Origin of the sequence: Pseudomonas campi, assembly GCF_013200955.2 — a bacterium.
In the GTDB taxonomy this organism is placed as follows: domain Bacteria; phylum Pseudomonadota; class Gammaproteobacteria; order Pseudomonadales; family Pseudomonadaceae; genus Aquipseudomonas; species Aquipseudomonas campi.
The window spans coordinates 345,019-365,963 of record NZ_CP053697.2 but is presented as its reverse complement, the minus strand read 5'-3'; the positions used below and the strand labels follow the sequence as shown (position 1 = coordinate 365,963).

The window sequence follows — 20,945 nt, the reverse complement described above, 5'->3', positions numbered from 1 at the left end:
TTCGCGAGCAGAGCTCGCTCCTACGAAAGCGGCATGCAATTACCGCCCGTAGGGTGGATCGCGCCCCATCGATCCAGCGAGAGCGGCGCCGTGGTGGATGAAAAAGCGTCATCCACCCTACGGACCGTAGCCCGGATGCAATCCGGGAAAGTCCCACCCCGGATTGCATCCGGGCTACGTCGCTACCACCTGCGGTCGCGCCGCCAACCACTTCAGCCACAGCAGGCTGGCCACACACAGCCCCGCCAGCAGCACGCCGAGCAGCCACTGCGCCGGCACCAGCCACAAGCCCCAGCCCAGTGCCAAACCGGCCAGCGCCAGCAGCCGCACCACCTCCAGCGACCACAGCCGGCGTTTGCCCTCGAACAGCAGGCCGAGGCTGACGCAGCCACTGAGGATCGCCAGCACCAGCAGCCAGGGCTCCCACACGGCGGCGCGCTTGACGCTGGCCAGGAAGCACAGGGCCATGGCATTGATCGCCACGAACTGCAGAAAGGCATACCAGCGCAGGCTGCTCGGATAGGGCCGCTCGAACTTGTCCGCGGGCATCGATGGCCAGGGCCTTGCCTGCACATCTGCCGGGCGCCAGCCGGTGGGCATCCACCACAGGCGCAGCTTGTCCCACCAGGAGCGAGTCGCGCGGGCATCGGCCCAGAGCAGGCGCCACCAGGAAAACTGCAGGCGGATCGGGTCGAAGGTGCGCACCGGCGTGGTCACCCCGTAGCGCACCGGCTCGCGCTCGTCGACGAAGGTGCCGAACAGGCGATCCCAGATGATGAACACGCCGCCATGGTTCTTGTCGATGTAGCAGTCGTTCTGCCCGTGGTGCACGCGGTGGTTGCTCGGCGTGACCATGAACCACTCCAGCACGCCGAGCCGGGCGACATGCTGGCTATGGATCCAGAACTGGTAGACCAGCTGCGCGCCAAGCAGAACCAGAAACAGCGGCAGCGGAATCCCCAACAACGCAAGCGGCAGGTAGAACGGCCAGTCGAAAGCCGTCTGGAAGGCGCCCTTGCGCAGCGCGGTGGACAGGTTGAAGTCCTCGCTGGAGTGATGCGGCTGGTGCGCGCCCCACAGCAGGTTGTAACGGTGCAGGCTGCGATGCGCCCAATAGAAGCAGAAGTCCACGGCGATAAAACCGAGCAGCCAGACCCAGGGCGAGCTCGCATCCAGCTCCAGCAGCCGCGCATGTTCGTATAGCCAGGCGTAAGGGATCACCAGCAGCAGACGCAGCGGCCCTTCGAGCAATACGCGCAACACGGCGGTGTTGATGCTGGTGGTCGCATCCGCCAGACGATAGGTGTGGCGCCCGCTGTAGCGCTCGTACGCCAGCTCCAGCAGGATCAGTGCGATATACAGCGGCACGGCCATTACGGCGACATTCATGGGCGCTTCTCGGTTCTTGTTATGCTGCCAGCCTAACGCCCCAGGCCGCTCGGCAACACCGCCCCAGCCGCCAAAACCAGCCACTGTTCACGCCAGCCATCATGCATAGCATCGACACCCTGATCATCGGCGCCGGCGCCATCGGCCTGGCCTGCGCCGCACGCCTGGCACGCCCCGGACAGAGCACGCTGATCGTCGAAGCGGAAAGCCTGATCGGCAGCCACAGCTCCAGCCGCAACTCCGAGGTGATCCACGCCGGCCTGTACTACCCGCCCGACTCACTCAAGGCCGAGCTGTGCCGCGAAGGCCGCGAACGCCTGTATGCCTGGTGCGCCGCACAGGGCGTGGCGCACCGCCGCATCGGCAAGCTGCTGGTGGCGGTGGAGGCGGCAGAAATCGCCCAGCTGGAAAAGCTCCAGGCCAATGCCGCCGCCTGCGGGGTCAGCGACCTGCAGCCGCTAGACCGCGCCCAGCTGCTTGGCCTGGAGCCGGCAGTTCGCGCGGTCGCTGGCCTGCTATCACCGAGCAGCGGAATCCTCGACAGCCACGCCTACCTGCAATCACTGCTGGCCGTCGCCGAAGCCCGCGGCGCGCAACTGGTGTTGCGTACGCGCATCGAGCATCTGCAATCCAGCGCCGACGGCTGGCTGGCCAGCGGCATCAGCGCCGGCGAGCCGTTCCAGCTGCGCGCCCAGCTGGTGATCAATGCCGGCGGCCTGTTCGCCCAGCAGTTGGCGGCGCAGACCGCCGGTCTCGCGCCGATACCGCCGCTGCATCTGTGCCAGGGCCGCTACTTCAGCTACAGCGGGCGCAGCCCGTTCCAGCACCTGGTCTACCCAATGCCAGAAGCCAACATCGCCGGCCTCGGCATCCACGCCACCCTCGACCTCGGCGGCCAGCTGCGCTTCGGCCCGGACATGCGCTACCTGGACAGCCTGGACTACCAGGTCGACGCGCAGCTGCGCGAGCCTTTCGCCACGGCGATCCAGCGCTACTTCCCCGGCCTTGACCCCAGCCGCCTGCAGCCCGGCTACAGCGGCGTGCGACCCAAGCTGAGCGGCGCCGGGGAACCGCCCGCCGACTTCGTCATCCAAACCGCTGCCGCCCACGGCCTGCCCGGTCTGGTCAACCTGTTCGGAATCGAGTCCCCAGGCCTCACCGCCAGCCTGGCAATCGCCGAGAAGGTGGCCGCGGCACTCTGAGCCGGCGCTATACTCGGCGCCCAGAAAAGTCATCCAAACAAGGACGCGTTCATGAAATCTATCGGCAAAATCCTGGGCCTGGTCTTCCTCGGACTGTTGCTGATCATCGTCGGCCTCGGCTTCGCCCTGACCCACCTGTTCGACCCCAACGACTACAAGGACGAGATCCAGCAACTGGCCCGCGACAAGGCCAATCTGGAACTCAAGCTCAATGGCGACATCGGCTGGAGCCTGTTCCCCTGGCTCGGTCTGGAACTGACCGACGCCACCCTGGCCAGCGCCGAGACCCCGGACAAACCCTTCGCCGACCTGCGCCTGCTGGGCCTCTCCGTGCGCGTGCTGCCGCTGCTGCGCAAGGAAGTGCAGATGAGCGACATCCGCCTCGACGGCCTCAACCTGACCCTGCAACGCGACGCCAAGGGCCGCGGCAACTGGGAAGGCGTGGGCAAACCGGCGCAAACCGCCGCCACCCCGCCCACTACCGCCAGCGATAGCACGGCGCCTGCCGGCAGCGAACCGGCCCCTGCCGAAACGGCCGACAGCCAGCCGATCAAGCTGGATATCGACAGCCTGACCATCAGCAACTCGCGCATCGATTACCAGGACGCAAGCAACGGCCGCCAGTTCAGCGCCGAAGGCATCGAGCTGAGCACCGGGGCGATCCGCGAAGGCGCCAGCATCCCGCTGAAACTGACCGCCTTCTTCGGCACCAACCAGCCGGTGCTGCGCGCCAAGACCGAACTGCAGACCGCGCTGCGCTTCGACCGCGCCCTCAAGCGCTACCAGCTGGAAGACTTCAAGCTGGCCGGCGAGGCCTCCGGCGAGCCGTTCAAGGGCAAGACCCTGACCTTCGCCACCCAGGGCCAGCTGCTGCTCGACCAGGCCGCCCAGGTCGCCGAGTGGAACAGCCTCAAGCTCACCGCCAACCAGCTGCGCGCCATCGGCGAGCTGAAGCTGCGCGACCTGGACAAGACCGTCCAGCTACAAGGCGGCCTGTCCATCGCCCAGGTCAACCTGCGCGAATTCCTCAGCGGCCTCGGCGTCGAGCTGCCGGCCATGCGTGACGCCAACACCCTGCAGCAGTTCGAGCTGTCGACCCGCCTGGCCGGCACGCCGACCAGCATCAACTTCAACGAACTGAGCCTGAAACTGGACGACAGCAGCTTCAGCGGCAGCCTGGCCGTCAGCGACTTCGCCAAGCAGGCCCTGCGCCTGCAGCTCAAGGGCGACAAGCTCGACCTCGACCGTTACCTGCCGCCCAAGGATCAGGACGCCAGCGCCGGTGTCGCGCGCAAGAACGAGATCAAGGGCGCCGTGGCCGCCGCCGGCAAGAGCGGCAGCACACCGCTGCCGAACTCGCCAACCCAGCAGGCCTGGAGCAACGAACAGCTGCTGCCCCTCGAACAACTGCGCAAGCTCGATGTGCAGGCCGACATCAGCCTCGGCCAGCTGACCCTGAACAAGCTGCCCATCGAAAGCGCCCTGTTCAAGGCCAAGGCCCGCGGCGGCGTACTCAACCTGCAGGAGCTGCGTGGCGACCTGTATGGCGGCAACTTCGCCGTCACCTCGCAACTCGACGTGCGCCCTGCCGTGCCACTGCTCACCGCACAGAAACAGCTGACCCGCATCCCGGTGGAAAAACTTATCGAAGCCCAGGGCGAAAAGGCCCCGATCAAAGGCCTGCTCGACCTGAATGCCGACGTGCGCACCCAGGGCAATAGCCAGAAGGCCTGGATCGACGCGCTGAACGGCAAGGCCGGCTTCAGCCTAAGCGACGGCGTGCTGATCGAAGCCAACCTGGAGCAGCAGCTGTGCCAGGGCATCGCCACCCTCAATCGCAAGTCGCTCACCGGTGAGCCACGTGGCAAGGACACCCCTTTCGAAGAACTCGACGGCAACCTGACCTTCCGCAATGGCGTGGCCAGCAATCCCGACCTCAAAGCCCGCCTGCCCGGCCTCACGGTCAAAGGCAAAGGCGATGTCGACCTGCGCGTACTCGGCCTCGACTACCGCATCGGCATCGTCATCGAAGGCGACAAGAGCGCCATGCCGGACCAGGCCTGCCAGGTCAACGAACGCTACGCCGACATCGAATGGCCCCTGCTCTGCCGCGGCCCGCTGGAGCTGGGCGCCAAGGCCTGCCGCCTGGACAAGGACGGCATGGGCAAGGTCGCCGCCAAGCTGGCCGGCAACAAGCTCGAAGAGAAGATCGAAGAAAAGCTCGGCGACAAGGTCAGCCCGGAACTCAAGGACGCACTCAAGGGCCTGTTCAACCGATGACGCCCGCGCAATTCAACGGCGCCGTGCTGGCCTGGTATGACCAGCACGGGCGCAAGGATCTGCCCTGGCAGCAGGACATTAACCCGTACCGGGTGTGGGTCTCGGAAATCATGCTGCAGCAGACCCAGGTCAGCACCGTACTCGGCTACTTCGACCGTTTCATGCACGCCCTGCCGACCGTGCAAGCCCTGGCCAAGGCCCCGGAAGACGAAGTGCTGCACCTGTGGACCGGCCTTGGCTACTACACCCGCGCACGTAACCTGCAGAAGACCGCGCAGATCGTCATGGCCGAGCACGGCGGCGAATTCCCCCGCGACGTCGAGCAGCTCACCGCGCTGCCCGGCATTGGCCGCTCCACCGCCGGCGCCATCGCCAGCCTGAGCATGGGCCTGCGCGCGCCAATCCTCGACGGCAACGTCAAACGCGTGCTGGCCCGCTACGTGGCCCAGGAAGGCTATCCGGGCGAACCGAAAGTGGCCAAGCAGCTGTGGCAGGTAGCCGAGTGCTTCCTGCCCGACGAGCGAGTCAATCACTACACCCAGGCGATGATGGACCTGGGCGCCACGCTCTGTACCCGGAGCAAGCCAAGCTGCCTGATCTGCCCGCTGCAGAGCGGCTGCCAGGCACACCTGCTGGGCCTGGAGATCCGCTACCCGATCGCCAAGCCGCGCAAGGCGCTGCCGCAGAAGCGCACGCTGATGCCACTCCTGGCCAACCGCGACGGCGCCATCCTGCTCTATCGCCGCCCGTCGACCGGCCTCTGGGGCGGCCTGTGGAGCCTGCCCGAGCTGGACGACCTGAACGCCCTCGAACCGCTGGCCAGCCAGCACGCCCTGCAGCTGGGCGAGCGCCGCGAACTGGCTGGGCTGACCCACACGTTCAGCCACTTCCAGTTGAGCATCGAACCCTGGCTGATCCAGGTCGAAGCCGCCGCCCTTGGCGTGGCCGAGGGCGACTGGCTCTGGTATAACCTCGCCACCCCGCCGCGCCTGGGCCTGGCCGCCCCGGTAAAGAAGCTCCTCAAGCGAGCCGCGCAAGAACTGAATGCAGGAGAAACGTCATGAGCCGCACCGTCCACTGCCGCAAGCACAAACAAGACCTCCCCGGCCTCGACCGCCAGCCCTACCCGGGCGCGAAAGGCGAAGACATCTTCAACAACGTGTCCAAGCAAGCCTGGGACGAATGGCAGGCGCACCAGACCATGCTGATCAACGAACGCCGCCTGAACATGATGAACGCCGAAGACCGCAAGTTCCTCCAGGGCGAGATGGACAAGTTCCTCTCCGGCGAGGAATACGCCCAGGCCGACGGCTACGTGCCACCGAGCGCCTAAACCCTGTAGCCCGGATGCAATCCGAGAACCTCACTCACCGAGGCATGCCCCCCGGATTGCATCCGGGCTACAGAAGCAAGCGCAGCACGCAGCGAACCGCCGCAACACCCGTAAATTTCGTAAGCGCCCGTCTTTACTGAAATTTTTTCTTTCTCCGGCTTGACACTGCAAAGCCAAATCCGTTTAATAGCGCCCCGTTGCCCAGGTAGCTCAGTCGGTAGAGCAGGGGATTGAAAATCCCCGTGTCGGCGGTTCGATTCCGTCCCTGGGCACCACCTTTCGTTTTCAGGTGGTGTCAAAATCACCCGAAAGCCTTAAAGAACCGGCCCTAGAGCCGGTTTTTTATTGCCTGCAATTCCCCACCCCTTCCTGCACCTCCGTTGTAAGCCCTAATCTTTAGGGGCATCTTTGGGGGCATCGCCGGTTCGGTCATATTTTATGAGCCGCTAGGCCACGCGCGCACCAGAAAATAAGCCATAAAAAGAGCCAAATCCAAGAGCAGCGCTACAAGCTCATAAACGGCCCGAGCCCATTTCTAGATATCAGCTGACGATGCAGTGCGTCGTATAGTATCAAGAGTAAAAATCCCGCCATTGCTTCTCCGCACAAAAGTCATCGCACCACGCATGACCAGGCACTCTCAATAGACCGCCAACCTTGCAGAGCACTCACGTATAATCTTCAATCATCGATTTTGCGACAGCAATGTCGCGGTATGACGTGTTGGGCAGACGAACTTCTTTGCCTGAACACCTCTAAATTGGCACAATCCGCCGCGCGCTCGTCATGACCAATAGGCAGAATGTCGCCATCTACCATATCAACTATTAGGAATGGACTCCCATGGCTATCGTTAACGGCACCCAGATCAGCGAGATACTCAACGGCACGGCGGGTAACGACGAAATCACTGGAAGGGCAGGCGATGACACATTGCTAGGCGGCGCCGGCGAGGACGCTGCTATCTACTCTGGAAGTGCTGCTGATTATCTATTCAGCTGGGAAAATGGTCACCTAACAATTACTGATAAGAATTTATCCGACGGCAACGACGGCACAGACACACTTCAAGGCATCGAAGAGGTTCGATTTTCTGATAGTACCTTCGCGGTAGAAATCGACGGACTTTCCTCCATAAACACCACCACCCCCGGCGACCAACGCAACCCCTCAACAACGCTTCTTTCCGATGGGGGATGGATAATTGCCTGGCAAGATAGCTCGAGCTCAACCCAGAGCATCTATACCCAACGCTACGATAGCGAAGGAAACAAAATTGGGATTGAGACAAAGGTCAACAACGCAAACTCATCATCTAGTCACATAGACCCTGCAGTCTCTGCATTGCCGGATGGCGGATGGTTGATTGCTTGGTCGCACTTCCCAACAGGAGAAATACTTAGTCGACGGTACGATGCTACCGGAGAGCCAGTCAGCGATGAGCAGCTAGTCAGCACCACACCTTATGCAGGACTGTGCCCACCTACGGTTATAACCCTGTCTGATGGCGGCTGGCTTATTAGCTGGGAAAAAAATAATGAGATTATTAGCCAACAATATGATGCCTCCGGAACCCCTGTCGGAAGTAAAATATTCACTAGCCCTTTCGAAATAAGTCCAGGCACCCTTTCCACCACAGCTCTTGTTGACGGCAGCTGGTTGATTACCTGGGGCGAGAATCAGACTAGTGGCCACTCGGCGCTACAACTTACAGCCACTCAACACTACTCTGCTACCGGCGAACTTATAGGCGAAACCATCTATAGCTCACCGCAAAGCTGGACAATAAAACCCACCACCACGGCACTAGCCGACGGTGGCTGGCTGATAGCTTGGACTGATGACAGCGGCACGATGACCTGTCAACGCTACAATGCGGAAGGAGAAAAGTCTGGAGAGCCCTCTGAAACCGACTTAGCCTTTGATTCCTTCCCATATCCTGCCAGCATTATCGGCTTGGCTGATGGAGGATGGCTAATAACAACAGGCGACAGCCCTATTAAATCTGTTCGATTTGACTCGAACGGCAACCAAATAGCTCAAATATCCACCAACACTATTGGCGATTCAATGGGGGCTAATGTTACCGCCACAGCCCTTGCGGATGGTGGCTGGTTACTCACCTGGCAAAAAAACACATCTTCGGAGCAAGGGCTAGAAGTCCTATCTCTCCGTTACGACGCAGATGGCATCCCCCAGACCCCAAAGGTTCAAGGAACCGATGCAGCAGACACTTTAGTCGGCTCATCCCTGATCACTTTGGCGGGAGGGCTAGGCAACGACATTTACATAGTAAATAGCTCAAATGCAGCCACCCCAATAATCTTAGAAAAAAGCGATGAAGGCACCGACACCGTATACAGCTCAATTAATTACTACAAATTAGCCGACAATATAGAAATAGGCCGAATCACTACCGCAGACAAAACAGCAAGATTAGAAGGAAACAGCTTAAACAATACACTCTTCGCCACAAGCGCCAACCAAACCCTTGATGGCGGTGACGGCATAGATACAGCCTCTTTCATTCACTCCACTGCCGGTGTTATTCAGGGCATTGGTCACGAACTACAAGAAATATACACCGACGGCATTTTATACAATATAGAAAACATTACCGGCTCCAATTTCAATGACGTTTTTTACAACAGCAGCAGCAACAATGTGTTTGATGGAGCATTAGGCTCTGACACTGTAGACCTATCCTTCATCTCTGCAGCTTCTACCATTAACCTCTCAAAGACAGCATCTCAAAATACTCAAGGAGCCGGATCAGATACATTCATTAACATAGAGAATCTCTACGGCTCACGTTACAACGACAACTTCACCGGCAACGCAGCCGGTAACGTGCTCAACGGCAGGGCTGGAAATGATGTGTTGGATGGAAGAGAGGGGGCAGACTGGCTGATCGGCGGCGACGGCTCCGACACCTACTTCGTCGACAATACCGGTGACATAGTCAGCGAAACCAATACCAACGCGACTACGGGCGGCACCGATACCGTCAACAGCTATCTCAGCCGGTACACACTGGGTGCCAATATCGAAAATGGCCGCATCACAGCCAGCAGTACGGCCAGCCTGACCGGTAACAGTCTCAACAATATTCTCTATGCCGGCGCCGGTAATAACGTGCTGAACGGCGGCAGTGGCAGCGACACGGCCTCCTATCTGTATGCCGGCAGTGCCGTGACCGTCAGCTTGGCCAACACGGCAGCACAAGCCACGGGCGGCTCGGGCTCCGACACCCTCACCGCTATCGAAAATCTGACCGGTTCCAATTACAACGACAAACTCACAGGCAACTCAGCTAATAACAAACTGAGCGGGGGTCTGGGCAACGACGTGTTGAATGGCGGCGCTGGCGCCGACAACATGATAGGAGGCGACGGCTCGGACAACTACTACGTAGATCACGCCAGCGACGTAGTCAGCGAGACCAATGCTGATGCCAGCACGGGAGGCACCGATACTATATTCAGCTATCTCGCAGGATATAACCTCGGCACCAACATCGAGAACGCACGCATTCTGGCTACCGGTTCCGCCAACCTCACCGGTAACAGCCTCAACAACGTGCTGATGGCTGGCAATGGCAATAACGTGCTGAATGGCGGCAGCGGCATCGATACCGCTTCTTACGCTTATGCTGGTAGCGCAGTAACGATCAGCCTTTCCAGCACGAGCGCACAGGCCACCAAGGGCTCGGGCTCAGACACTCTGACCTCCATCGAAAACCTGACCGGCTCCAACTACAACGACACGCTGATTGGCAACTCCGCCAGCAACACGCTCAATGGCGGTTCCGGCAATGACCGCCTAACTGGTGGTGCTGGCAAGGACACACTGATCGGCGGAGCCGGCAACGACGTCTTTGCCTTTATCGCTCTCGCGGACAGCGGCGTAGCCAGTAATAGCTGGGATATCATCAAGGACTTCGTTCGTGGCGCCGACAAGATTGATCTGTCCAAACTGGATGCCAATACTGCCGCAAGCGGCGACAACGCCTTCAACAAGATCATCGATGGCGCGGCAACCTTTACCGCGGCCGGGCAATTGAAGGTCTTCAATGGCGTGCTCTATGGCAATACCGATGGCGACATCGATGCCGAGTTCGCCATCCAGCTGATCGGTGTATCCAGCATCTCACTAGCAGATTTCATCGCCTGACAACGCATACAAGGGGTCTCTCCCCTGCCACCTCAGCAAAGATTGCGTGACCGCCCAACGGCTAACTGCCCCCAGCACAGCCTGCCCCTCACAAGCCGAACGGCATGGAAGGGTGCAGGTACTGGTGCAATACTCAGGCAAGCGCTACTACCCCTGCGCCGCCGAGGGTTCCCGTGATGACAGCCAGCTGCACAGTGGGGCACAGCCCACTCTTCGCCGAATCCAACCTGTACGCACGCCTGCAGCGCGAGGGCCTCAGCCTCAAGACCATCAGTCAACCGGGCGAGCTGGATAGCAGCGGTGCCGAAGTGCTGTTGCTCGATGACGCGCTGCTGACCAGCCATGCGCTGGCCGACTGGCAGGCCGGCGGCGCCACCCTGGTGGCTTTCGAGGCCATGGACGGCGCACTGCCGCTGCCCGCCAAGGCAAGTGAAGAGGAACTGCTGGCCCTGCTCGGCTTCGCCGCCGAGCAGTTCCGTCTCAAACAGAAGACCACGCAACTGGCCAATGCCCTGCAGAGCAAGGATGGCGACCTGCAGAAGCTGGTCGATGTCGGCCTGGCGCTGTCTGCCGAGAAGGATCTGGAGCGCCTGCTGAGCAAGATCCTCACCGAGGGCCGGCGCTTGTCCAACAGCGATGCGGCCTCGCTGTTTCTGGTCGACAAGAAGGGCGAGCAGGCCCAGTTGATCTTCAAGCTGACGCAGAACAGTTCGATGCCGACGCGCTTCCAGGAACAGCGCATGCCGCTGACCAAGGCCTCGATTGCCGGCTACGTGGCGCTGACCAGCACCGAGCTGGATATTGCCGACGCCTACGCTATCCCCGCCGAGGCGCCGTATCGCTTCAACCGCTCGTTCGACATGCAGGTGGGCTACCGCACCATGTCGCTGCTGGCGATTCCCATGCTCAACCACCGTAGAGATGTGGTCGGCGTGCTGGAGTTCATCAATTGCCAGAATGCCGCCGGCGAGGCGATCCCGTTCGATGCGGTGATGGCCACCTCGTTGCGTGCCCTGGCCAGCCAGGCGGCGGTGGCGATCGAGAACCGCCAGCTGCTGGACGACATCAGTCAGTTGTTCGACGGCTTCGTGCAGGCCTCGGTGTTCGCCATCGAGCAGCGCGACCCTACCTCCAGCGGCCATTCGTTCCGCGTTGCTGACCTGTGCATCGCCCTCGCCCGCCAGCTGCCGCAGGCACCGCAATCCCATATCCGCCAGCAGGCGTTCAATGACGAGGGCATGCGCGAGCTGCGCTATGCCGCGCTGCTGCATGATTTCGGCAAGGTCGGGGTGCGCGAGCATGTGCTGACCAAGGCCAAGAAACTGCCCGAGTCGGCGGTCGACAACCTGCGCTACCGGGTGGCGCTGGCCAAGGAGAGCCTGCAGAACCAGATGCTCAAGCGCATGCTGCACGCCTATCGCCAGCACGGCGGCCTAGCCGAGGAGCAGCGCCTGCAGTGGGAAAGCGAGCTGGCCCTGGAGTGCGAGCGCCTCGATCATTACCTGCGCGACATTCTCAAGGCCAACGAGCCGAGCGTGCTGACCGAGGGTGACTTCCATCACCTGCAGGAGATCCAGGGCCAGGTGGTGAAGAACCACGACGACAGCCTGATCGGTCTGCTCTCGGACAGCGAGTTCTGCGCCCTGGCCATCCGCCGCGGCAGCCTGACCCAGGAGGAACGTGCCGAGATCGAGCGCCACGTGGTGCACACCCGCGACTTCCTCCAGCTGATTCCCTGGACCCCGGCCCTGCAGCGCATCCCGGAAATCGCCGCAGCGCACCACGAGAAGCTCGACGGCAGCGGTTACCCCAAAGGGCTGGCCGGCGATGCCATCCCCTGCGCCTCGCGGATCATGACCATCTGCGACATCTACGACGCGCTGACCGCCGCCGACCGCCCGTACAAGCCGGCAGTGCCCACCGACCACGCCCTCGACATCCTCCAGTCCGAGGTCAAGAGTGGCCTGCTGGATGGCGACCTGGTGCGGGTGTTCATCGAATCGCGCTGCTATATCAATCCGGGGCAGAGCCTGCCGCTACCAGCACCGAGCACGGTACTGACCACACCGGGCGCGCCGCCCTACGCCCACCATGTCTGCGACTTCGAGCCGGGCAGCAAGCACAGCCATTGAACGGGCTAGCTCTAGCCCCCCTCTCCCACGGTCTGTACTGGCTAGAGTCAGATTTGGCTTGTCGGTCCCGCCACCCCTTCAAGTTTCGAACATACAAGAGGGGCTGGGGGAGAGGGAACTCGCGCACTCAAACTCCCCCGTGCTTCAACGCCTACCAACGTGCCCGACAACACCTCACCGTAGCCCGGATGCAATCCGGGAAACAGGCAGCTCCGCTCCCGGATTGCATCCGGGCTACCACGCTGCACTAGGCAACTCACCCTCTCCCCAACCCTCGGCTTTGGCTTCCTGCGTCGCTCTACCTCCTGCATCCATACAGTCGTCTCCCGTGAACGGGAGAGGGGGCAGAAGCGGTTTGTGCCTGCTGGCTCTGGCTCGGCCAAAAGTCATGATCGTCAGCCAAACAAAACCCGCCAAAGCGGCGGGTTTTGTTTTGGCGCATGCGGCATTACCTGCCGGACAGCACCTGCTGATAGCGCTGCTCCAGGGTCAGCTGGCTGCCATTGCCGCTGAAACGTTCCAGATACAGATAGGTCGGCTCCAGGCGAGTCAGGCGGTCGCCGATATTCGGGTGCACCTTGAGGAAGGTCACCAGGGCGGCATCGTCCTGCTTCATGGTCGCCATGCCTTGCAGCACGGTGGCCAGGCCGTAAGGGTCGTAGCCGGCGCGGGCGGCGATGACCGCGCCCATGGCATCGGCCTCGTACTCGTCACCGCGATCCAGGCCACGAGTATAGAGGTTGGTCACCACCTGATCGAACTTCGTGTTGGTCAGCGCGTCGCTGCTACCGGAGCCACCCAAACTGGCCTGATGCGCCTGCACCGCCAGGCGCGTGACATCGGCCAGCAAGCCGGCGCCGGCCTGCTGCTTGATTGCATCGAGGTGATGCTGGCGCACCACGTGGGCCACTTCATGGGCCAGTACGCCGGCCAACTCGGCCTCGCTGTCCATCCGCGCGAGCAGGCCACTGGTGATGAACACATAGCCACCAGGCGCGGCGTAGGCGCCCACCGCCGAGTTGTTCAACACCCCGAAGCGCCAGGGCAGATCGGGGCGCTCGCTGTTCAGCGCCACCCAGCGCCCCACTCGGTTGACGTAGGCCTGCAGCGCCGGGTTATCCAGCAGCGCTGCCTGCTGGAGCAACAGGGCGGCGGTGTTGCTGCCGATAACCTGTTCCTCGTCCTCGGTCTTGTCGGCCATGGCACTGAGGTTCTTGCTGGCACTGGCCAGCGGGCTGAGATCGACACCCTGGATATTCACCCCCTCGAGGGCCTCCAGGCCCTGACAGGCCGTGAGGCTGGCGAACAGGGCGAGTAGTACGGCACGGCATAGAAGGTCTTTCATGCTCTCGGCTCCTGCTCAGTTGGGGTAGGCGATGGTCTGGCTACGCAGCCCGCCGGACTGGGCGAAGGCCCGCGCGCTGCCGGGTGTCACCGCGTAGCGATCAAGCTCTTGCAGCGACTGACTACCCGCACCGCCCGCCTCCAGTTGGTCATCGCTGACCCCACGCACACCGGTGGCCACGCCGGTCGCTGGCGCCACGGCCGTGCTGCTTTCCAGCAGGGCGCCAATGTTGCCGCCCTTGGCTGCGGCACTCTTGTCGAAGCGCACCGCCAGCAACGCCACCCAGCCCTGCTGGCCGGCACTGGTCTGCACCTGATACCAGCCGCCCTGGCGCTTGAGGATGCTCACCCGACTCTGTGCTGGCAGTTGCTGCACCACCGCTGCTGCGGCACCTGCCGCTTCACGCAGGGCGGTGGCCTCCACGGTAATACCGCTGCGCACTTCGGCCTGCACGACGGTGCTGAACAGCCAGCCCGTCAGCAGCAGAACAGCAGTAAACGCTCTGATCATGATGGTTTTCTCCTGGGTTCGAAGAGGGTCACCGGCTCGTTACGGCCCTTGACCTGGAAATCGCCGTGAGGCAAGAAATCGAATGCATCGCCGCAAGCCTGCATGGTCGCGGCGGACACCAGCAGGCGCGCGCGACCCTTGGTCAGGCCCTCGATGCGGCTGGCCAGATTCACCGTGTCACCAATGGCAGTGTAGTCGTAGCGTTTGCTGGTACCGACCATACCGACCACCGCCGGGCCGGTATGCAGACCGATACCGATGTCGAAGTCCGGGTGGTTGAAGTCGCGGCGGTAACGCTCGACATTGTCGACCATTTCCAGCGCCGCACTCACCGCATCCACGGCCTGATTGGGGTTGTCCTGCGGGGCGCCCCAGAAGGCCATGATGGCGTCGCCGATGAACTTGTCGAGGGTCGCGCGGTGCTTGAACAGCACATCCACCTGGCCGGCGAAGTAGTTCTCCAGTATCTGCATGATTTCCTGGGCACTGTGCCGCTCGGACATGGTGGTGAAGTTGCGGATATCGGAAAACAGCACGGTCAGCTGGCAGTCGCGACTGGCCAGCAGGGCCTGTGGGTCTTCGCGGGCGACCAGCTGGGCCACCACCTGCGGATCGAGGAAGCGGCTGAACATACTGATGGTGGTATTCAGCTGCTGCCGCCGGCGCCGGTAGAACACTGCCAGAGCCAGTGCCAGCAGCAACCACAGCGCCAGCAGGCTGGGCAGCACACTGACCAGCAGGCCGTTGCGCGCCAGCAGATAGGCGCCGCCGAACAGGCCCAGGGTGAGCCCGGCAGTCAGCAGGCTGACCAGCAGCAGACGCTCACGCAGCAACAGCAACTGGAGCAGCAGCACCAGCGCCATGCAGAGCAGCGGCATCAGCCAGCCGGGTGCAGCGTGCAACTGCTCGCCATTGAGCAGGTTGTCGATGGCGGTGGCGAGGATAAACACCGCCGGGTACAGGTCATCCAGCGGCGTGCGGCGCAGGTCGTAGAGCCCGGCCGCGGTGGTGCCGATGACGATGATCTTGCCGCTGAAGTAGTCGGCCGGCAGCTTGCCCGCCTCACCCCGCGCCTGGGCCAGGGCCTCGGCAAAGGGGATGCGCGGATAGGGAACGCGACTGGCGCCCTGCCAGTCGAGCAGGAAACTGTCCTGCGCCGGCAACTGCACGGACTGATCCTGCGCCAGGCGCGCCGGCAGCGAGGGCATGCGCCAGTCGCCGAATCGCCGGTAGAGGTCATAGCGGCGACCGACGCCGTCGCCATCCGGGGTGAAATTGATGGTACCGGTCTTCCACACCGTCGCCGGCAACGCCTGCGGCAACAGCAGCAGGCCACGCTGCTGCGGATCACCAGAACGCAGACCGGTCTGCGGCGGGTAACTGTTTAATAGCGGGGCTTTACCCGGGTCGACCGCCTGCTGCTGCAAGGCGGCCAGATAGACGCGGTCGGTCTGTGCCAGGACTTCGGCGAAATAGGCATCGGCGTCCGGATGGAAGCGATCCGCCTCGCTGAACAGCACATCGAACACCACCGCATCGGCCTGCTGCGCCAGCAGGTGCTCGAGCAGTTCGGCATGCAGCGAGCGCGGCCAGGGCCACTTGCCCGCCTCGCCGGCCAGCACCTGCAAACTGGTGTCGTCGATATCGATCACCACCAGGCGCGGGTCCGGCACCTGCTGAGCAGCACGCTGGCGAATCAGCCAGTCGCCGTGGCTGTTGCTCCAGCGCTGCAGCGGTGCCCACAGGTGCAGCACGGGCACCAGCAGCACCACCAGGGCGCACACCAGCCATAAAGCCGAACGAAAGGATCGTGATGACTGCTGCGCCTGCTGCATGACTTCCCCCGGCAGTTCCGCGCCAATGCCCGCCTCTGCGGACGAGCTGGAGACACTTTAGCAGAGCGCCAAGCCCCGTGACCCGCGGGTTCCCGACTTCACCCTGGCAAGCGCCTACCGTAAACTGTGCGACCTTTACGCAAGCCGCATCCAAGGCGCTGCACGAGCCGAGCCCGCTAACCTAATCGCGCAATCACCGACCTCCCCTGCAGTCTTTTTTGTCCCTGCGCGACAAGCAACTGCGACGATGCGACACATCCACGGCCTCACGCCGTACTAGCCGCCCCTACCCGCTTGGCGCCCCAGTTGGCGCTATGCTAGGTTGGCGCCACGCCAGGATGGCGGCCAGCCGCCGGAGCGCACTCCGTACCCAAGAGGACCCCCCATGGCCGAGGCAACGCCCGCGCTGGAAATTCGCAATCTGCACAAACGCTACGGCGACCTTGAAGTGCTCAAGGGCATCTCGCTGACGGCCCGCGACGGCGATGTCATCTCCATCCTCGGCTCATCCGGTTCAGGCAAGTCGACCTTCCTGCGCTGCATCAACCTGCTGGAAAACCCGCATCAGGGCCAGATTCTGGTCGCCGGCGAAGAGCTCAAGCTCAAGCCCGCGAAGAACGGCGACCTGGTCGCCGCCGACAGCAAGCAGATCAACCGCCTGCGCAGCGAGATCGGCTTCGTCTTCCAGAACTTCAACCTGTGGCCGCACATGAGCGTGCTCGACAACATCATCGAGGCGCCGCGCCGCGTACTGGGCCAGAGCCGCGCCGAAGCCACCGAAGTGGCCGAAGCCCTGCTGGCCAAGGTCGGTATCGCCGACAAGCGTCACGCCTACCCCAACCAGCTTTCCGGCGGTCAGCAGCAACGCGCAGCGATTGCGCGCACCCTGGCCATGCAGCCTAAAGTGATACTGTTCGACGAGCCGACTTCGGCCCTCGACCCAGAAATGGTACAGGAAGTGCTTAACGTCATCCGCGCGCTTGCCGATGAAGGTCGCACCATGCTGCTGGTGACCCACGAGATGAACTTCGCCCGCCAGGTTTCCAGTGAGGTGGTATTCCTCCACCAGGGCCTGGTAGAAGAACAGGGGCCGCCCGACCAGGTGTTTGACAACCCGCAATCGGCACGCTGTAAACAATTCATGTCCAGCAATCGCTAACACGGAGCAATACGATGCAGAACTATAAGAAGATCCTGCTTGCCGCAGTCGCCACCCTGGCCTTCGGCACCAGTGCAATCGCCGCGGACAAACTGAAAATCGGCACCGAAGGCGCCTACCCACCCTTCAACCTGATCGACGCCAGCGGCCAGGTCGGCGGCTTCGACGTGGAAATCGCCAAGGCCCTGTGCGCCAAGATGGCGGCCGAGTGCGAAGTGGTCACCTCCGACTGGGACGGCATCATCCCGGCCCTGAACGCGAAGAAGTTCGACTTCCTCGCCGCCTCCATGTCGATCACCGAAGAGCGCAAGGCAGCGGTCGACTTCACCGACGCCTACTACACCAACAAGCTGCAGTTCATCGCCCCGAAAGCCTCCGATCTGAAAGCTGACAAAGTCAGCCTGAAAGGCAAGGTCATCGGTGCCCAGCGCGCCACCATCGCCGGCACCTGGCTGGAAGACAACCTGGACGGCGTGGTCGAGATCAAACTCTACGACACCCAGGAAAACGCCTATCTCGACCTGTCCTCTGGCCGCCTCGACGGCGTACTGGCTGACAAGTTCGTCAACTGGGAATGGCTGAAGAGCGACGCCGGCAAGGACTTCGAGTTCAAGGGCGAGCCGGTCTTCGACAACGACAAGATCGCCATTGCCGTGCGCAAGGGCGACCCGCTGCGTGAGAAGCTGAACGCTGCCCTGAAGGAAATCGTCGCCGACGGTACCTACAAGCAGATCAACGACAAGTACTTCCCGTTCAGCATCTATTGATGCCGCCTGACCGCCGCCCCACCGGGCGGCGGTCATTCCTCGCAGTAGTCCTCAGATGATCTTCGACCTCCACGGATTCGGCCCGGCCCTGCTGGCTGGCGCGCTGATGACCATCCAGTTGGCGCTTTCCGCGCTGTGCCTGGGCCTTGTGCTCGGCCTGCTCGGCGCCCTGGCCAAGACTTCGCCGCACAAGCCGCTGCAATGGCTTGGTGGCAGCTACTCGACCATCGTTCGCGGCGTGCCCGAACTGCTCTGGGTCCTGCTGATCTACTTCGGCACGGTCAACCTGATGCGCAGCATCGGTGAAGCCTTGGGCAAACCCGACCTCGAACTGAACGCCTTCGCCGCCGGCACCATCGCCCTCGGCCTGTGTTTCGGCGCCTACGCCACCGAGGTGTTCCGCGGCGCCATCCTGGCCATCCCCAAGGGCCACCGCGAAGCCGGCCAGGCCCTTGGCCTGTCCAGTCCCCGGATCTTCTGGCGGCTGATCCTGCCGCAGATGTGGCGCATTGCCCTGCCGGGCCTCGGTAACCTGTTCATGATCCTGATGAAGGACACCGCCCTGGTCTCGGTCATCGGCCTGGAAGAAATCATGCGCCGTGCGCAGATCGCCGTGACCGCCAGCAAGGAACCCTTCACCTTCTTCCTGGTCGCCGCCTTCATCTACCTGGGGCTGACCGTCCTCGCCATGATCGGCATGCATTTCCTCGAGAAACGCTCTAGCCGCGGTTTTGTCAGGAGCGCGTCGTGAACTGGGAAGTCATCGTCAAATACCTGCCCAAACTGCTCGAAGGTGCCTGGCTGACCCTCGAGCTGGTCGCCATCGCCGTTATCGCCGGGCTGATCCTCGCCCTGCCCATGGGCATCGCCCGCGCCTCGCGGCACTGGTACGTGCGCGCCCTGCCCTACGGCTACATCTTCTTCTTCCGTGGCACACCGCTGCTGGTGCAGCTGTTCCTCGTCTACTACGGCGTGGCGCAGTTCGACATCGTGCGCAACGGCCCGCTCTGGCCCTATCTGCGCGATCCTTACTGGTGCGCGATCCTGACCATGACCATGCACACCGCCGCCTATATCGCCGAGATCCTGCGCGGCGCGATCCAGGCCGTGCCACCGGGCGAGATCGAAGCGGCGCGCGCCCTGGGCATGTCGCGGGCGCAGGCGATGCTCTACATCATCCTGCCGCGCGCTGCGCGCATCGGCCTGCCGGCCTACAGCAACGAAGTGATCCTGATGCTCAAGGCCAGCGCCCTGGCCAGCACCGTGACCCTGCTCGAGCTGACCGGCATGGCACGCACCATCATCGCCCGCACCTACCTGCCGGTGGAGATCTTCTTCGCCGCCGGGATGTTCTACCTGGTCATCGCCTACGTCCTGGTGCGCGGCTTCAAGCTGCTGGAGCGCCGCTTGCGGGTAGATGCCTGCCAGGGCCGCTAAATCCTGTACGCCCTCCCAGCCGGGAGGGCAGCAGTTAGAATGGCCACACCTCCTGCCTGCGCCCACACCATGCCGCTGACCGGTTCCGACCTGCTGACCCGCTTCCAGGCCTTGGACGATTTTCTCGTCGCCCACCAAGCGTTGTGGCGCCCCAAACCCTTCACCAGCCTGAGCCTGCCCTGGGAGCTCGACCACCCTGAGCTAGCCCAATGGCTGCGCGCGCGCAGCCTGGAGCAGGCCGAAGCCAGCCACAACCAGCCACACCTGCTCGACGCTCCCGCGCCCTTCCCACAACTGGCGCGTACAGCACTGCAGCTGAGCGAGCTCGGCGAGTTGCCGGGCATAACCCTGGCAAGCCTGCCGGCGCGCTATTCGGTGGATGTGCCAGGACGTAAATGGCAGCAGATCGAAGCCTTCGCCAGCCGCCTGCACTTTCGCCAGCCGCCCAGCCACTGGCTCGACTGGTGCGCCGGCAAAGGCCACCTCGGCCGCCTGCTGGCCCACGACGGCAGCGCACTGACCTGCCTGGAATACGACCCGCAACTGGTCGCCGCCGGCCAGCAACTAAGCGCGCGCCTGCAACTTCCGGCCCTGCACCAGCAACAGGATGTGCTGGCCGCCGATGCCGCAAACAAACTGCTCAGCGAACACAGCCCAGTGGCCCTGCACGCCTGCGGCGACCTGCATGTGCGCCTGCTGCAACTGGCCAGTGCCAAGGGCTGCAAGCAACTGGCGGTGGCGCCGTGCTGCTACAACCGCATCCAGGCCGCGCACTACCAGCCGCTCTCCAGCCCGGCGCAGAACTCGACCTTGCAGCTGTCACGCGACGACCTGGGCCTACCACTCAGCGAAACCGTCACGGCCGGCCAACGCGTCCGTCGCCAGCGCGACCAGTCCATGGCCTGGCGCCTGGCATTCGACCTGCTGCAGCGGCAACTGCGCGGCAGCGACCAGTACCTGCCAACCCCCTCACTGCCGGTCAGCTGGCTGGCCAAAGACTTCGCCGACTACTGCCGCGACCTTGCCGCCCTCAAGGAGCTGCCATTACCCGCGCCGCGCGACTGGCAGCATCTCGAAGCCCAGGGCTGGCAACGCCTGGCTCAGGTGCGCAACCTCGAACTGCTGCGCAACCTGTTCCGTCGCCCCCTGGAACTCTGGCTGCTGCTCGATCGCGCCCTGTATCTCGAAGCACAGGGCTACAGCGTGCAACTGGGCAGCTTCTGCAGCTACCAGCTCAGCCCACGCAACCTGCTGCTGCTCGCCGAACGCACCTGACAAGCCATCCACAAAAGCTGTGGATAACTCTGTGAGTAGATTCTGCAGAACTCGCCCCAGAGCCCACGGCTTCAGCCTCTCAGGCAGCTGTCGCTTTCTTGAACAAAA

At 62.7% G+C, this 20,945-nt stretch carries 15 protein-coding genes and 1 tRNA gene; 12 read left to right on the top strand and 4 right to left on the bottom strand.

Annotated elements, in window-relative coordinates:
- Positions 1-174: 174 nt before the first annotated feature.
- Positions 175-1,389, bottom strand: coding sequence for a sterol desaturase family protein (locus tag HNE05_RS01640; RefSeq protein ID WP_173211414.1), 1,215 nt, complete (start codon positions 1,387-1,389; stop codon positions 175-177).
- Between the two features lie 101 nt (positions 1,390-1,490).
- Here HNE05_RS01640 and HNE05_RS01635 point away from each other — a divergent pair, with 101 nt between their 5' ends.
- The 7 genes from HNE05_RS01635 to HNE05_RS01605 all read left to right on the top strand — a co-directional run bounded on the left by HNE05_RS01635 (position 1,491) and on the right by HNE05_RS01605 (position 12,509).
- Complete coding sequence (locus HNE05_RS01635; protein ID WP_173211412.1) at positions 1,491-2,591, top strand: NAD(P)/FAD-dependent oxidoreductase; 1,101 nt, start codon at positions 1,491-1,493, stop codon at positions 2,589-2,591.
- A 51-nt stretch (positions 2,592-2,642) separates the two neighbouring features.
- The gene (locus tag HNE05_RS01630; RefSeq protein ID WP_173211410.1) at positions 2,643-4,871 is read left to right on the top strand and encodes an AsmA family protein; all 2,229 of its coding nucleotides are present in this window, start codon (positions 2,643-2,645) and stop codon (positions 4,869-4,871) included.
- Entirely contained in the window at positions 4,868-5,935 is a 1,068-nt protein-coding gene (gene mutY / locus HNE05_RS01625) for an A/G-specific adenine glycosylase (protein ID WP_173211408.1), read from the top strand. The genes HNE05_RS01630 and mutY overlap by 4 nt, the downstream gene beginning before the upstream one ends.
- Positions 5,932-6,204, top strand: a complete 273-nt coding sequence (locus tag HNE05_RS01620) for an oxidative damage protection protein (protein ID WP_173211406.1) — start codon at positions 5,932-5,934, stop codon at positions 6,202-6,204. Before mutY ends, HNE05_RS01620 begins: the two co-directional genes overlap by 4 nt.
- Positions 6,205-6,403: 199 nt before the next feature.
- Positions 6,404-6,479 (top strand) — tRNA-Phe (locus HNE05_RS01615).
- A gap of 568 nt (positions 6,480-7,047) precedes the next feature.
- Positions 7,048-10,377, top strand: a complete 3,330-nt coding sequence (locus tag HNE05_RS01610) for a calcium-binding protein (protein ID WP_173211404.1) — start codon at positions 7,048-7,050, stop codon at positions 10,375-10,377.
- 176 nt (positions 10,378-10,553) lie between these two features.
- Positions 10,554-12,509 (top strand): HD domain-containing phosphohydrolase, encoded by a 1,956-nt coding sequence (locus HNE05_RS01605; protein ID WP_240008875.1) that lies wholly within the window; start codon positions 10,554-10,556, stop codon positions 12,507-12,509.
- Positions 12,510-12,957: 448 nt separating this feature from the next.
- Here HNE05_RS01605 and HNE05_RS01600 read toward each other — a convergent pair whose 3' ends face one another.
- The 3 genes from HNE05_RS01600 to HNE05_RS01590 are packed head-to-tail and all read right to left on the bottom strand — an operon-like array spanning position 12,958 to position 16,199.
- Positions 12,958-13,854 (bottom strand): M48 family metalloprotease, encoded by an 897-nt coding sequence (locus HNE05_RS01600; RefSeq protein ID WP_173211400.1) that lies wholly within the window; start codon positions 13,852-13,854, stop codon positions 12,958-12,960.
- Positions 13,855-13,869: 15 nt separating this feature from the next.
- A complete protein-coding gene (locus HNE05_RS01595; protein WP_173211398.1) occupies positions 13,870-14,364 on the bottom strand; it encodes an SH3 domain-containing protein in 495 nt (164 codons plus the stop codon).
- On the bottom strand, positions 14,361-16,199 hold the full coding sequence (locus HNE05_RS01590) for an adenylate/guanylate cyclase domain-containing protein (RefSeq protein WP_173211396.1): 1,839 nt from the start codon (positions 16,197-16,199) through the stop codon (positions 14,361-14,363). Before HNE05_RS01590 ends, HNE05_RS01595 begins: the two co-directional genes overlap by 4 nt.
- A 385-nt stretch (positions 16,200-16,584) precedes the next feature.
- On the opposite strand from HNE05_RS01590, the gene HNE05_RS01585 reads away from it, so the two are divergent.
- The 5 genes from HNE05_RS01585 to HNE05_RS01565 are packed head-to-tail and all read left to right on the top strand — an operon-like array spanning position 16,585 to position 20,837.
- Entirely contained in the window at positions 16,585-17,358 is a 774-nt protein-coding gene (locus HNE05_RS01585; RefSeq protein WP_173211394.1) for an ABC transporter ATP-binding protein, read from the top strand.
- A gap of 14 nt (positions 17,359-17,372) precedes the next feature.
- Positions 17,373-18,125 (top strand): ABC transporter substrate-binding protein, encoded by a 753-nt coding sequence (locus HNE05_RS01580; RefSeq protein WP_173211392.1) that lies wholly within the window; start codon positions 17,373-17,375, stop codon positions 18,123-18,125.
- Between the two features lie 55 nt (positions 18,126-18,180).
- On the top strand, positions 18,181-18,876 hold the full coding sequence (locus tag HNE05_RS01575) for an ABC transporter permease (RefSeq protein WP_173211390.1): 696 nt from the start codon (positions 18,181-18,183) through the stop codon (positions 18,874-18,876).
- Complete coding sequence (locus HNE05_RS01570) at positions 18,873-19,562, top strand: ABC transporter permease (RefSeq protein ID WP_173211388.1); 690 nt, start codon at positions 18,873-18,875, stop codon at positions 19,560-19,562. The genes HNE05_RS01575 and HNE05_RS01570 overlap by 4 nt, the downstream gene beginning before the upstream one ends.
- A gap of 39 nt (positions 19,563-19,601) precedes the next feature.
- Positions 19,602-20,837 carry a methyltransferase gene (locus HNE05_RS01565; protein ID WP_420826984.1) on the top strand — a complete coding sequence of 412 codons (1,236 nt, stop codon included), beginning with the start codon at positions 19,602-19,604 and terminating at the stop codon, positions 20,835-20,837.
- The last annotated feature ends 108 nt before the right edge of the window (positions 20,838-20,945 follow it).

Excerpts from the sequence above, each read along its gene's own strand:
- HNE05_RS01640 (WP_173211414.1), bottom strand. The coding sequence starts at position 1,389 with ATGAATGTCGCCGTAATGGCCGTGCCGCTGTATATCGCACTGATCCTG.
- HNE05_RS01635 (WP_173211412.1), top strand. The coding sequence starts at position 1,491 with ATGCATAGCATCGACACCCTGATCATCGGCGCCGGCGCCATCGGCCTG.
- HNE05_RS01630 (WP_173211410.1), top strand. The coding sequence starts at position 2,643 with ATGAAATCTATCGGCAAAATCCTGGGCCTGGTCTTCCTCGGACTGTTG.
- mutY (WP_173211408.1), top strand. The coding sequence starts at position 4,868 with ATGACGCCCGCGCAATTCAACGGCGCCGTGCTGGCCTGGTATGACCAG.
- HNE05_RS01620 (WP_173211406.1), top strand. The coding sequence starts at position 5,932 with ATGAGCCGCACCGTCCACTGCCGCAAGCACAAACAAGACCTCCCCGGC.
- HNE05_RS01610 (WP_173211404.1), top strand. The coding sequence starts at position 7,048 with ATGGCTATCGTTAACGGCACCCAGATCAGCGAGATACTCAACGGCACG.
- HNE05_RS01605 (WP_240008875.1), top strand. The coding sequence starts at position 10,554 with ATGACAGCCAGCTGCACAGTGGGGCACAGCCCACTCTTCGCCGAATCC.
- HNE05_RS01600 (WP_173211400.1), bottom strand. The coding sequence starts at position 13,854 with ATGAAAGACCTTCTATGCCGTGCCGTACTACTCGCCCTGTTCGCCAGC.
- HNE05_RS01595 (WP_173211398.1), bottom strand. The coding sequence starts at position 14,364 with ATGATCAGAGCGTTTACTGCTGTTCTGCTGCTGACGGGCTGGCTGTTC.
- HNE05_RS01590 (WP_173211396.1), bottom strand. The coding sequence starts at position 16,199 with ATGCAGCAGGCGCAGCAGTCATCACGATCCTTTCGTTCGGCTTTATGG.
- HNE05_RS01585 (WP_173211394.1), top strand. The coding sequence starts at position 16,585 with ATGGCCGAGGCAACGCCCGCGCTGGAAATTCGCAATCTGCACAAACGC.
- HNE05_RS01580 (WP_173211392.1), top strand. The coding sequence starts at position 17,373 with ATGCAGAACTATAAGAAGATCCTGCTTGCCGCAGTCGCCACCCTGGCC.
- HNE05_RS01575 (WP_173211390.1), top strand. The coding sequence starts at position 18,181 with ATGATCTTCGACCTCCACGGATTCGGCCCGGCCCTGCTGGCTGGCGCG.
- HNE05_RS01565 (WP_420826984.1), top strand. The coding sequence starts at position 19,602 with ATGGCCACACCTCCTGCCTGCGCCCACACCATGCCGCTGACCGGTTCC.